The 11767-nt window shown below is 44.0% G+C and carries 10 protein-coding genes; 7 read left to right on the top strand and 3 right to left on the bottom strand.

Annotation, left to right across the window (positions count from 1 at the left end):
• Positions 1-206 precede the first annotated feature (206 nt).
• Positions 207-1361 carry an efflux RND transporter periplasmic adaptor subunit gene (locus tag ACVBJC_RS20110; RefSeq protein ID WP_447162678.1) on the bottom strand — a complete coding sequence of 385 codons (1155 nt, stop codon included), beginning with the start codon at positions 1359-1361 and terminating at the stop codon, positions 207-209.
• A gap of 461 nt (positions 1362-1822) precedes the next feature.
• Here ACVBJC_RS20110 and ACVBJC_RS20105 point away from each other — a divergent pair, with 461 nt between their 5' ends.
• The 3 genes from ACVBJC_RS20105 (at position 1823) to ACVBJC_RS20095 (ending at position 4501) form a co-directional block, all read left to right on the top strand.
• The gene (locus tag ACVBJC_RS20105) at positions 1823-2185 is read left to right on the top strand and encodes a cytoplasmic protein (RefSeq protein WP_447162679.1); all 363 of its coding nucleotides are present in this window, start codon (positions 1823-1825) and stop codon (positions 2183-2185) included.
• Between the two features lie 432 nt (positions 2186-2617).
• Positions 2618-3919: an NAD(P)/FAD-dependent oxidoreductase gene (locus ACVBJC_RS20100; RefSeq protein WP_447162680.1), complete on the top strand. Its 1302-nt coding sequence runs from the start codon at positions 2618-2620 to the stop codon at positions 3917-3919.
• Between the two features lie 372 nt (positions 3920-4291).
• Complete coding sequence (locus tag ACVBJC_RS20095; protein WP_442529678.1) at positions 4292-4501, top strand: hypothetical protein; 210 nt, start codon at positions 4292-4294, stop codon at positions 4499-4501.
• Positions 4502-4604: 103 nt separating this feature from the next.
• Here ACVBJC_RS20095 and ACVBJC_RS20090 read toward each other — a convergent pair whose 3' ends face one another.
• On the bottom strand, positions 4605-4973 hold the full coding sequence (locus tag ACVBJC_RS20090; protein ID WP_447162681.1) for an acyl-CoA thioesterase: 369 nt from the start codon (positions 4971-4973) through the stop codon (positions 4605-4607).
• 302 nt (positions 4974-5275) lie between these two features.
• On the opposite strand from ACVBJC_RS20090, the gene ACVBJC_RS20085 reads away from it, so the two are divergent.
• The 3 genes from ACVBJC_RS20085 (at position 5276) to ACVBJC_RS20075 (ending at position 9541) form a co-directional block, all read left to right on the top strand.
• A complete protein-coding gene (locus ACVBJC_RS20085) occupies positions 5276-6781 on the top strand; it encodes an alkaline phosphatase (RefSeq protein WP_447162686.1) in 1506 nt (501 codons plus the stop codon).
• 162 nt (positions 6782-6943) lie between these two features.
• Positions 6944-8539: an alkaline phosphatase gene (locus tag ACVBJC_RS20080; RefSeq protein WP_447162682.1), complete on the top strand. Its 1596-nt coding sequence runs from the start codon at positions 6944-6946 to the stop codon at positions 8537-8539.
• A 156-nt stretch (positions 8540-8695) separates the two neighbouring features.
• Complete coding sequence (locus tag ACVBJC_RS20075; RefSeq protein ID WP_447162683.1) at positions 8696-9541, top strand: hypothetical protein; 846 nt, start codon at positions 8696-8698, stop codon at positions 9539-9541.
• A gap of 109 nt (positions 9542-9650) precedes the next feature.
• On the opposite strand, the gene ltaE is transcribed toward ACVBJC_RS20075, so the two are convergent.
• On the bottom strand, positions 9651-10667 hold the full coding sequence (ltaE, locus tag ACVBJC_RS20070) for a low-specificity L-threonine aldolase (protein ID WP_447162684.1): 1017 nt from the start codon (positions 10665-10667) through the stop codon (positions 9651-9653).
• A gap of 338 nt (positions 10668-11005) precedes the next feature.
• On the opposite strand from ltaE, the gene ACVBJC_RS20065 reads away from it, so the two are divergent.
• The gene (locus ACVBJC_RS20065) at positions 11006-11644 is read left to right on the top strand and encodes a trimeric intracellular cation channel family protein (RefSeq protein WP_447162685.1); all 639 of its coding nucleotides are present in this window, start codon (positions 11006-11008) and stop codon (positions 11642-11644) included.
• The last annotated feature ends 123 nt before the right edge of the window (positions 11645-11767 follow it).

The following is an 11767-nucleotide window of genomic DNA, read 5'->3' as shown; positions in this document are numbered from 1 at the left end:
CAAACTTAGGGCACCTGCTTTAATAAAAAATTCACTAATCATGAAATCCCTCCCGCCAAAAGCGGCAAACTTAGGGCTCCTGCTTTAATAAAAAATTCGCTAATCATGACATTCCCCAATCAAATCTAGGCGTTGCTCGTCGAAGACCCCAAAAGGGATCACGGAGCAGATGTGAATAAATACATTCATCTTGACTGCTCCGGCTATTATTTTTCATCTTCTTTGAAAGGAACAACTTCTTGCTCTACTGGATTAACCTTGATGCCTGGACGAATTTTTTGCAGCCCTTCTACCACAATGCGTTCACCATCGACTAAACCACCCAATACACGCCATTCAACGCCGAAACGGTCACCCAGCTCAACAATACGTTTTTGAACTTCATCTTGCTCATTGAGCACCATAACAAAACGACCTTGTTGATCTTCCTGCACTGCAGCTTGAGGGATAAGTAGTGCACTTTCGGTGATGGGTGATTCAATCACTAAGGTGACAAACAAACCTGGAAGCATCAGCTTGTCATCATTTTTAAACGTGGCTCGAACAGGTAAAGTCCCGGTAGCCGCGTCAACGCGATTGCCAACAAAGTCGATATAGCCGACTTCATTGAACATGGTGCCGTTGGGTAATCTAAGGCGCATAACAATATCAGTAATTTTTACGTCTCTATCGACAGCCTTAGAGAAGTTTTGTTGAGCAGTGATCAGCTTCTTTTCTGCGACTTGAAAATTAACCCACATAGGTTGAAGCTGCACTAAACTCGCCATTTCAGATTGCGGGGTAATAATGTCGCCGGTACTGACTTTTGAGTGACTGATCCGCCCAGATATTGGTGCATATACCTTGGTATAGCTTAATTGTAGCTCTGCGGACTGCACGGCAGCCTCGGCTTGAACCACTCCAGCTGCGGTGGTCAATTTTCGACTGGTGAGTTCATCCATATCCTGCGCACTGATCATGCCATCAGGCAATAACCGACGGCCACGTTCCCAATTCATAACAGCCACATCCCTTGATGCAACCGCTTGCTTTAATACTGCTTTTTGCTGCGCTAATTCTGCTTCATAGGTCGATGGATCGATTTCAAATAATAGATCCCCCGCAGTAACATCATCACCCTCAATAAAGCTACGCTTGAGTAACTGACCTTGGATCTGTGACTTAATAATCACATCTTCTGATGCCCTAGTTCGGCCAACAATTTCTGATTTAGGTGTTATCAACTGTGTATGAGCGGTGTTGACAATAACACTAGGCAACATGGCTTGTTGCGGCGCGGGCGCGTCACCACAGGCTGTGAGTGCCGTGGTGCTAAAAATTAACATCCACAACTTAAGGTTTGAAACTGTTGAACCGGCCATTTAAGCCTCCAGGTAGATAGGGTCTGCGCTATATTTTTATCCTGAAATTATAGGCTTAACCCACCAACAAAAGATACCTTTTCGCAACAGAACATCAAACAAGGCAACATAACTAATACGTGAAGCCTGATTAAGGCCAATTCACTCCGCTGCTTAACAATCAACAATACAAACACTTCAACTGATGCTTTATTAGCCAAAGCGACTACTTAGTTTACCTGTATCGATAAAAGTGAGATCTGGAACAAGGTTATTAAGCCAAATGTCATGGTAAACAATAGGTACAGCAACTAGAGTGTTAACTAGGCGTTATATTAAAGCGCTATAGAATTAGTAGATATTGAGTTAACCCATCTTTGCTCTAACTACACAGAAAGTACGCTCAAGCCACCTAGGTGGTTGACCAAGATTAAAAACGATGCCTAAGATGGCATTAGTCACAGCGAACAGGTAGGTAATTTATGACAGCAATCTCTCATGTATACAACTACACAGTCCGATGTCCTCACGTTAAGGATCCCGCACACCCAACTAGCTGGCGAAACCATGTTGAGCTCAACCGCTCTTGCGAAATCGCACTAGATAGAATTACTAAATGGCACGGCCATTCTGGCAACCGACTATTTGAACATGAAGGGTTTGTCGTCAGAGAGTGTGAGCAAGAGCAAGCCTACTTCGCCATGCAAAATGACCGTCTCAACGATGACAAGCATGCATTAGTGACTTTCAAAGTGTTTATGGATAACAAGACTAAAGACACATCGGTACAAGAAATCATGGAGCATGTTATCGAAGATTATAAGTCTCGCTTAAGCAAGCTTTAATCATTGCCGGCATGCTTTAGTGATTAGACTCTAGAGCATGCCGCTTTATATTTTACTTCCATAAAAGAGCAAGTTCACACTTCTGACTTTCCTCCCCTTGTTCAGCTCACAAATCACGAGTTAGCTTTAGCCAAAGAAAGCCATAAAAACGCTCAAACAAAAAATTAAAAGTCATAAAATACAACAAGATAAAAAAGAACACCTTCTCTTTTCTTAGGTTTTAACTCTCTAGACCTCTAATTGCCGTTTTTTATATCTACTGCTACACTTTTCTGGTTTTCTCATCAAAACTATTCTGTATGTAAAACAATTAGCAATTAACCTTAAGCTACTAATATAAAACTGTTTATACCTTAAAACCAATGCCAATTGTATTACTCACTACACCCTAGATTTATTTTCAGTTTTATCTGATTAAGGATTATAAAAATCATGCATGAAATGCCAAATATTGTCATCGTAGGTGGCGGCGCTGGTGGTATGGAGATCGCCACCAAACTCGGTCATCAGCTGGGACGTAAAGGCAAAGCCAGAGTCACATTAGTTGATTGCGCTGAAAGCCATATTTGGAAACCCCTTCTGCATGAAGTTGCAACGGGTGCGCTCGACATTGGTATCGATGCCATCAGCTACCGAGGCCATGCAGCGAGCCATGGTTACCACTTCCAGCAAGGTGCGATGACAGAGCTAGATAGAGAAGCTAAACAGATCACGCTTGCGGCTATTAATGACGATAAAGGCTATGAATTACTTCCGGCTCGTCGTATTGACTACGATTACTTAGTTATTGCTATTGGCAGCATTGCTAACGACTTTAATATTACGGGTGTTCGTGATCATTGTGTATTTTTAGATAGCACTGAACAAGCAATGGAAATTCGTACCATGCTGTTAAATAAGTTCATGCGCTACGCAAGCCACCATCAATTAGATGACAAAATCAAGATTGCGGTCGTAGGTGCTGGAGCAACCGGTGTAGAAATGTCTGCAGAGATGCACCATGCGGTCGATCAGTTACGTGGTTTCGGCTATAAAATCGATAGTAGCCTGTTAGAAATTACCCTGATTGAAGCCGATGAGCGCATTTTACCTAAGGTTGAAAAGGAAGAGATCTCAGCTTCAGTCGCAAAAGAACTGACAGCTATTGGTGTCAAAGTGATGACCAATACTCGTATCAATCAAGTCACAGAAGATGGCCTGCACACATCTGAAGGCGAATTTATCCCTTCAGATATGGTGATCTGGTCTACAGGTGTTAAAGCGCCAGACTTCTTAAAAGATATCGGCGGCCTTGAAAGCAATCATATTAATCAAGTCATGGTTAAACAAAATATGCAGAGCACACGCGATCCCGCTATTTTCGCGATAGGCGACTGCGCAGCATGTCCTCAAGAAGATGGCAGCTGGGTACCACCACGTGGTCAATCTGCACGCCAAATGGCACTAATGACTGCAGACAATATTAAGTTATTATTAGCAGGTAAACCTGCCTCAAATAACTATGTCTATAAAGACTTAGGTGCTTTGGTTAACCTGTCTAAGTTCCACACGGTAGGTAACTTGATGTCATTTATCGGTGGCGGCGTAATGGTAGAAGGTAAGATTGCTCGCTTCGTTTATACCTCTCTTTATAGAAGACACCTTATTGAACTTCATGGACCAATAAAAGGCACGCTATTGATGTTAGCCAAAGGCATTAGCCGTATAGTGCACCCACATTTGAAGCTCCACTAATTAGCTTTGTGAATGTTGCTGGTATTTTGGTATAGCACCAGCAACATTTTTTGCCAATTTGAGTTGGCTTGTTCAGTTCTGCGACACTTCAAAATCAAACTTCGTTTGATAACAAAGTCCATCAAGCTCTATATCTTCAGGCTAAGAGTGGCCTCCAACTAAAGTGGTTCCCATGGCCTGCGGCCGGCGTATGTGCAGGCGATTTATAGCAATGAATTCTCAAGTTAGAAACAGCGGCTTAGTAACACCAAACAAAAAATATAATCAGCCTTTATTAGAAGGCTACCCTGATAACGTGATGTTCTGCCCTAGCGCAGCTTAGATAATACTGGCAAGATGCCAGCAATATTATAAGAAAGAGACAACTCCCCTATGAAAAAGTTAACTTTAGTAGCAGCGCTATTTTGCACTCTCGTTTTCACCGGCTGCGCAGAATTGAAAGACGCTGGACGTCAAATTGGCACTACCACTAAAGAAGTGACAACTGATATTGGCCATGCCACTCGAGATACCACCCGCGCCATAGGCCACGCCTCAAGAGATGCGGTTAACTCGGTAAAAGAAGATCTTAGCGAAGACTGATATTGAGTATTAAGATGTTTCTATCGTGCTAAAGGCGCAATATTCAATATTGCGCCTTTTGTTTTTTCTCCAAATTATTCGCCTTTACGATTAAGCCTCGACGTTAAGCAGCATTGGCTCGCATACCGTGTGCTGTGGGTTGCCCTTTTTCATTCACATGCACAAATACAATTTTATCGACTCTCACGATTGGCAAATGAGTGAGCTTATTACGCACCTCACAAGAGATGGTGATTGAGGTAGCCCCTGCACTTATCAGCTCTAAACCAAATTCAATTACATCTCCCTGCCTCGCAGGTGATAAAAAATTGATTTCCGAGATAATTTTAGTCACGTGACGTTGGCTTTTCATCTGACAGCCAGCAAATATGGCAGCCTCTTCATCAATCCAACTTAATAGCTGCCCACCAAAAAGAAAGTTAGCTGGGTTTAAGTGCTCAGGTTTAATAAAACGACGACTGTAATATTTCATTTTGCTGCCCTATAAGTTAAATATCTATTTAGTAGTAGCAAAAATAACGCCGACAATGGTAAACAATTAAATTCAAGCACTTACCGTTCACAAAGGTTTATTCAATTAGTGTGATTGCACTAATGTGGCGCCGCTTGCCCCTAAAAAGTGCTCCGACAATTTAACTCGTTATGCCCCGCTTTACAGCTGAACACTTGCTTAAGCAACAAAACCGACATAAATCCGACTCAATACCGTCATGCTTTTGCATGACAATCACCTCGCACAAGGAAACCTTATATAAACCTTATTAACTGACGGTGATAATAGTGAATAATATTAACAAAATAGCTGTGATTATCTCTTGTAGTCTAGCAACTGCAGCGGCAACGGCCTCTGTATTGCCTAGCAATCAAACAGACAGCCAATGGTATAAAGATAGTGCCAAACTTGTCAGCGATAAAACCCAGCAAACAACGACACCGAAAGCCAAGAATGTCATTCTTTTTGTTGGTGATGGCATGGGGGTATCAACCTTAACAGCGGCTCGTATTTTTGAAGGCCAGCGACAAACGGGTAACCAAGGTGGAGAAGAAAACTTCTTAAGTTTCGAGAAGTTTCCAAAAACCGCACTGGTTAAAACCTACAATACTAACCAACAAACCCCCGACTCAGCAGGCACCATGACTGCTATTGCGACAGGCGTAAAATCCAAAGCCGGCGTGTTATCAGTTTCTGATACTAGCCTTCGGGCAAACTGCTTATCGTCTAGAGGGAATGAGTTAGTTACTTTGGTTGATTTAGCCAATGCCAAAGGCCTTTCTACTGGCGTTGTCACTACTGCACGAATTACTCACGCAACCCCCGCAGCAACCTATGCCACTTCTCCAGAGCGAAACTGGGAGGCTGATTCAAATCTACCCGATGAAGCGATAACCAACGAATGTAAAGATATCGCCTACCAGCTAGTCATGCGTGAGGAAGCGGATGCGTTAACCGTTGCACTAGGCGGTGGACGTAGAAACTTTATTCCCAGCGATATGATTGACGGTGAAGATAAATCTGGCCGCAGAAATGATGGCGTAAATTTAACCAAGGTCTGGACTGACAACCTAAGTAATGCCGCTTACGTTTGGGATAAAGCAGGTTTCGATGCTGTTGATGTCGCGTCAACAGAGCACCTACTTGGCTTATTCAACTCATCACATATGCAGTATGAAGCTGACCGCGCTAATGATACCGCTGGTGAGCCTTCACTAACTGAGATGACAACTAAGTCTATTGAATTGTTGAACAAGAATGAAGACGGTTATTTACTGATAGTTGAATCAGGCAGAATCGATCATGCTCACCATGCTGGTAACGCCTACCGAGCCATGATGGATACGGTTGAGTTATCTAATGCAGTGCAAGCTGCGGTTGAAAATACCAACCCAGAAGAGACCCTCATCATGGTCACAGCTGACCACAGCCACGTGTTTACCATTGCAGGCTACCCTAAGCGCGGTAACCCGATTTTAGGTCTGGTCCACAACATTGATGGCAGCGTTGCCGTTGCTCAAGATGGAAAGCCCTATACCACCGTGGGTTACACCAATGGCCCCGGCGCAGTTGTCGGTCAGCGTGATGACTTAAGCTCGGTTGATACTCAAGATAAAGAGTTTATGCAGCAGGCACTTGTGCCTATGAGTAGTGAAACCCATGCCGGCGAAGATATTACTCTGCACGCAACTGGGCCGGGTTCAGATCTTGTTCAAGGCGTTATTGAGCAAAACGTAATTTTTCACATCATCAATCAAGCCCAAGAGCTTGGCGGAACCAAATACTAAACGCTATGAGCTATGAGCACTAATGCTTTTAGTATGAAGACTAAAAGCTGCACGGTTTAGAGTACTCGGATCAATCCGATGACGACTAACCATAAGCGGTGTTCACACATGACTCTCACTGACTAAAACAGTCAGCACTAGTACCGATTTATGGAGTTTAAAATGAATAAGAAATTACTGGTAATATCAATAACTGCCATGCTGGGACTTGCCGCGTGTGGCGATGACGGTGATAAAGGCGAAGATGGCAATAATGGTCAAGATTGGACAAGCGTCAACCAATGGTATGTTGATGGCCAATCGCGCGTCACTAAAGCCCAAGGGCTGAGCATCAATAATCAATCAGGCGCAGCTAAGAACATCATCCTATTCGTAGGTGACGGCATGGGCGTTTCAACCGTCACTGCTGCACGCATTTTAGAAGGCCAACTAAAAGGCCAGACCGGTGAAGAGCACTCATTGTCTTTCGAAACCTTACCTTATCTAGGTCTTGCCAAAACCTATAACGTTGACGGTCAAACACCAGATTCGGCCGGTACTATGACGGCAATGGTCACTGGTGTTAAAACGGATGTAGGGGTGATTTCACAAGCCGAAGGTGTTACCCGCGCTAACTGTGCATCGACCGAAGGCCAAAACTTAGTCACCTCTTTAGAGCTTGCAGCAATGGCTGGCCTGTCAACAGGTGTTGTTTCTACAGCGCGTATTACTCACGCCACTCCAGCAGCCACTTACGCCCATGCCCCTGAACGTAATTGGGAAAGTGATGCCGACCTCCCTGCAGAAGCCATCGCCAATGGTTGCAGTGATATCGCATCTCAATTACTGGATTTTGATTATGGTACAGGGCTAAACGTGGTCATGGGTGGCGGGCGCCGCGCCTTTATTCCAACGACAGTGACCGATCCTGAAGGTAAGTCAGGTAAACGTACAGACAGCAGAGACTTAACCAGTGAATGGTTATCTAAGTACACTAATGCCGCTTATGTTGCCGACCGAGATGAATTTTTAAACCTCGACCCAACAACGACCGATCATGCACTTGGACTATTTAACTCATCGCATATGGAATACGAACTTGACCGTACCATTGACGGTGCTAGTGGCGAGCCATCTCTTGCTGAAATGACAGCCAAGTCAATTGATATTCTGCAAAAGAACGACAAAGGCTTTGTGCTGATTGTCGAAGCCGGGCGCATCGATCATGCTCACCACGCAGGTAATGCTGCCCGTGCGCTGCATGACACCATTGCACTGTCAGAAGCCGTACGTGTCGCCATGGAAAAAACATCGACTAAAGATACCCTTCTCATGGTAACGGCAGATCACAGCCATGTGTTTACCATTGCAGGCTACCCCACTCGCGGTAACCCAATTTTAGGCTTAGTTAAAAGTAATGGTTCTGACGGGTTACCCGTCGTGACCAATGCTACTGACTCAAATGGTTTACCTTATACCACTGTTGGTTATGCCAATGGACTAGGTTACGCCAACCTCGCAAGTGGTGGCGATGAGCGTTATGGCTACGCTGCAGCGCCAGGGCGCTTCGATCTAAACTATGTCGACACCCAAAGTGCAGGTTTCCATCAAGAAGCATTAGTACCACTAGGGAGTGAAACTCACGCAGGTGAAGATGTTGCCATTTTTGCCAGCGGCCCTGGAGCGCATTTAATCCAAGGTACTGTGGAGCAAAATCATCTATTTCACGTAATGAATCATGCTGGAAACTTAGTCGAAAAAGCTGAAGCGGCGCAATAAAACACCAAGGGTAAGGCATTAATCGCCACCGAGGTTTGTTCACTCGGTGGCATTGATTAATGCCTTAATACTCTCGAATTCGAGTCTTCAACATCTTCATTATGTAAGAAGCATTAAGTAAGAAGCATTAAGTAAGAACCATTAATAGGAATCAAGATGCCGTTTTCATTCATTTCGCAATCCAATCATTCTAAGGGCAATGTAAACCGCCCCAAGAAACCGTTATCACAGGCGATAATCTTCAATCGTTTATTGAGTCTGTGCTTTCTCAGTGCCTATGTCACAACGGCTAATGCCGAGCCAACCAGACAATGTGAGCAAATTAACCCCGCTCACCTCAGTGCGACTTACAGCGCCACGAATGCATCTGGTCAACAAAGCACAATAACATTGCTTAGAAGCGCTGATAAAGTCATTTACCAGCGCAGTCCGACGAGCTTTGAAATGTGGGATAAACAAGGTGAGTATGTGCGTTACTTTCCCACAGAACAGCGTTCTATCACCTATCGCAAGGGTGACTTATTATCTTTGAACATGCATTTCGATTTACAGCAGTTAACGCATCTTATTTCGCCGGAGTTAATCAAGCAGTTATCAAACGCCCAGCATGGGACTGCAGCACCTAGCCCCGAACAACATGAAACGCATCACTCAGCCAACCTAAGCTGCCAAGCGGTAGCACACTACGAAGGTCAGTTAGCAGGTAATACACTCAATCTCGTCTGGATGACAAAACTAATGCTGCCAGTAACGATGACAGTGCAACAAAAAGGTAAGCAGTTCAGTTACCAGTTAACCGAAATAGAGCCCTTCTCATCTGATGCCTTTGCAGCTTTAATTTCAAATTATAACGATATGGACTTTGCCGATGTTGGTGACAATGAGTCAGACCCTTTTATTGCAAAAATGATCCACCAAGGATTTATTCAGCACGGCAGTTCTGGCTTTTATGACAGCCAGGGGAATCAGCTATCTAGTGGTGAAAGTGGCCACCAGCATTAATACCGCATCCCCCTTAATACCTTATCCCCTTTGGCTTCGACTGTTTAATAACAAAAAAACCTAGGCGTAGACCTAGGTTTTTATCTTTCCATCCGCAAAATCAGACCAGTTAAACGCGGCTCAACAGCCCCTTTAGCTCGCTAATAAAGTGGGTGATATCGGCTCTTGAAATATCCGCGTGCGTCACAAAACGGATGGTTTTACCTGGGCTCAATAAAATACCTTTGGCCTTCAAATCAAGCGCAAGTGTTTTAGTGTCAATCTTGTCACTCACCACTGCAAACACCATATTAGTCTGCACTTGTGACATATCGACTTCGAAGCCTTCGATAGTCGCAAGCTCCGTTGCAAGGTAAGCGGCATTATCATGATCTTCAGCTAAGCGTTCTACCTGCTCTGTTAGCGCCAGCGTTGCTGCCGACGCCAAAATACCTGCCTGGCGCATACCACCCCCTAACACTTTACGCCAACGTCTCGCCTTAGTAATTAAGCGCTCGTCACCTAATAAAATAGAACCTACGGGTGCACATAGCCCCTTAGAAAGACAAATTGAAACCGAGTCAAAATACTGAGTGATCTCTGTCATTGGCATGTTTTGCGCCACCGCTGCGTTAGCAACACGGGCACCATCGAGGTGAATTTTCAAACCTCGCTCGAAAGCCAATGCTTGCGCCGAGGCAAGATATTCTTGCGGCACAATCTTTCCACCTATGGTGTTTTCTAAGCTCAGTAAGCGTGTGCGGGCAAAGTGGATATCATCAGGTTTAATCGCTGCTTCAATATCCGTTAATAAGATACTACCGTCAGCCTGATTGGTGAGGGGTTGAGGCTGAATACTGCCTAGAACTGCTGCCCCTCCGCCTTCAAACTTATAGTTGTGCGCCTGTTGACCACAAAGGTATTCGTCACCGCGCTCACAGTGCCCCATCAACGCAAGTAAGTTCGCTTGAGTCCCTGAAGAGGTAAAAAGTGCATTATCATAGCCAAACATTTCAGCGGCCATATCTTCAAGGTAGTTAACACTTGGATCGTCGCCATAAACATCATCCCCAACTTCAGCCTGACTAATCGCGGCGCGCATAGCAGCCGTAGGCTTAGTGACCGTATCACTGCGAAAATCAATCATTGTTAACCTCAAGTCTCTTGATCTGGAATTATCAAACAAAGGCTAATATTACTGCGGCGTTTAATGAACTGCCAGTTCAAATTGCAAAGTTTACAAACATAAAAAAATAGTCAGCAAAGCGTAGCCTGTAGCTCTAACGCCTAAATTTAACAAACATGAATACAAATAAAATAGAAATCTAATCCCGAAAAACTCAAAACCCAGCAAATATGTAGACTTTAGGCAGGAGCAAGAAAACAACCATTAGAAAAAATAATGCAACAACATATCTTTTATCATTGTATTTTTATCGTAAAAAGAGCGAAAATCGTCTCCCTTTTATTTAGCTAGTGCAAATTATGTTAGAAGTTAAAGTTATCAGCTTTTTGTGGCTTATCGGTATTCTTGCCGAAGCGATGACAGGTGCACTGGCTGCAGGTAAAAAACAGATGGACCTGTTTGGTGTAGTCATAATAGGTTGTGTTACCGCCATAGGTGGCGGCACGTTGCGCGATATTTTACTCGGCAACTACCCATTGATTTGGATTGAAAATGTCCATTACTTGATTGCCATTGCTGCAGCCTCATTACTCACTGTAATGATTGCACCAGTTATGCGTCATCTGTCTAAACTATTTTTGGCCATCGATGCCATCGGTTTGGCTGTGTTTTCAATTATTGGCGCTCAAAAAACCTTAATGCTAGGTTTTAGCCCTGAAATAGCTATCGTTATGGGTGTCGTTACAGGCGTATTTGGTGGTGTGATTAGGGATATTCTCTGTAACCAGGTACCACTTATCTTTAAGAAAGAGCTATACGCTTTAGTCGCACTATTAACCGCTGCGGCTTATGTGGCAATGAAGTTTTATGGCGTGCCGGAGTGGATTAACCTTTCAATATCGTTAACCTTTGGTTTTAGCTTTAGAATGCTAGCAATTCGTTATAAGTGGTCAATGCCCAAATTTGATTATCAGTACCAATCTGATAACGCGCATTAATGCTCATTCGGTATAATCTATAGAAACTAAAAGGTCGGCTAATGCCGTAATGCCGTTCACTTAAGGTGAACGGCATTTTTATTTTTGGCATACCGTTGAGGCCTTGGTTTTACTGTTCTGGGG

The sequence above is a fragment of the Shewanella sp. 0m-6 genome (genome assembly GCF_052977325.1).
The sequence above is the reverse complement of the archived record's forward strand: the minus strand, read 5'-3'. Positions and strand labels throughout refer to the sequence as shown.

Excerpts from the sequence above, each read along its gene's own strand:
- ACVBJC_RS20110 (WP_447162678.1), bottom strand. The coding sequence starts at position 1,361 with ATGGCCGGTTCAACAGTTTCAAACCTTAAGTTGTGGATGTTAATTTTT.
- ACVBJC_RS20105 (WP_447162679.1), top strand. The coding sequence starts at position 1,823 with ATGACAGCAATCTCTCATGTATACAACTACACAGTCCGATGTCCTCAC.
- ACVBJC_RS20100 (WP_447162680.1), top strand. The coding sequence starts at position 2,618 with ATGCATGAAATGCCAAATATTGTCATCGTAGGTGGCGGCGCTGGTGGT.
- ACVBJC_RS20095 (WP_442529678.1), top strand. The coding sequence starts at position 4,292 with ATGAAAAAGTTAACTTTAGTAGCAGCGCTATTTTGCACTCTCGTTTTC.
- ACVBJC_RS20090 (WP_447162681.1), bottom strand. The coding sequence starts at position 4,973 with ATGAAATATTACAGTCGTCGTTTTATTAAACCTGAGCACTTAAACCCA.
- ACVBJC_RS20080 (WP_447162682.1), top strand. The coding sequence starts at position 6,944 with ATGAATAAGAAATTACTGGTAATATCAATAACTGCCATGCTGGGACTT.
- ACVBJC_RS20075 (WP_447162683.1), top strand. The coding sequence starts at position 8,696 with ATGCCGTTTTCATTCATTTCGCAATCCAATCATTCTAAGGGCAATGTA.
- ltaE (WP_447162684.1), bottom strand. The coding sequence starts at position 10,667 with ATGATTGATTTTCGCAGTGATACGGTCACTAAGCCTACGGCTGCTATG.
- ACVBJC_RS20065 (WP_447162685.1), top strand. The coding sequence starts at position 11,006 with ATGTTAGAAGTTAAAGTTATCAGCTTTTTGTGGCTTATCGGTATTCTT.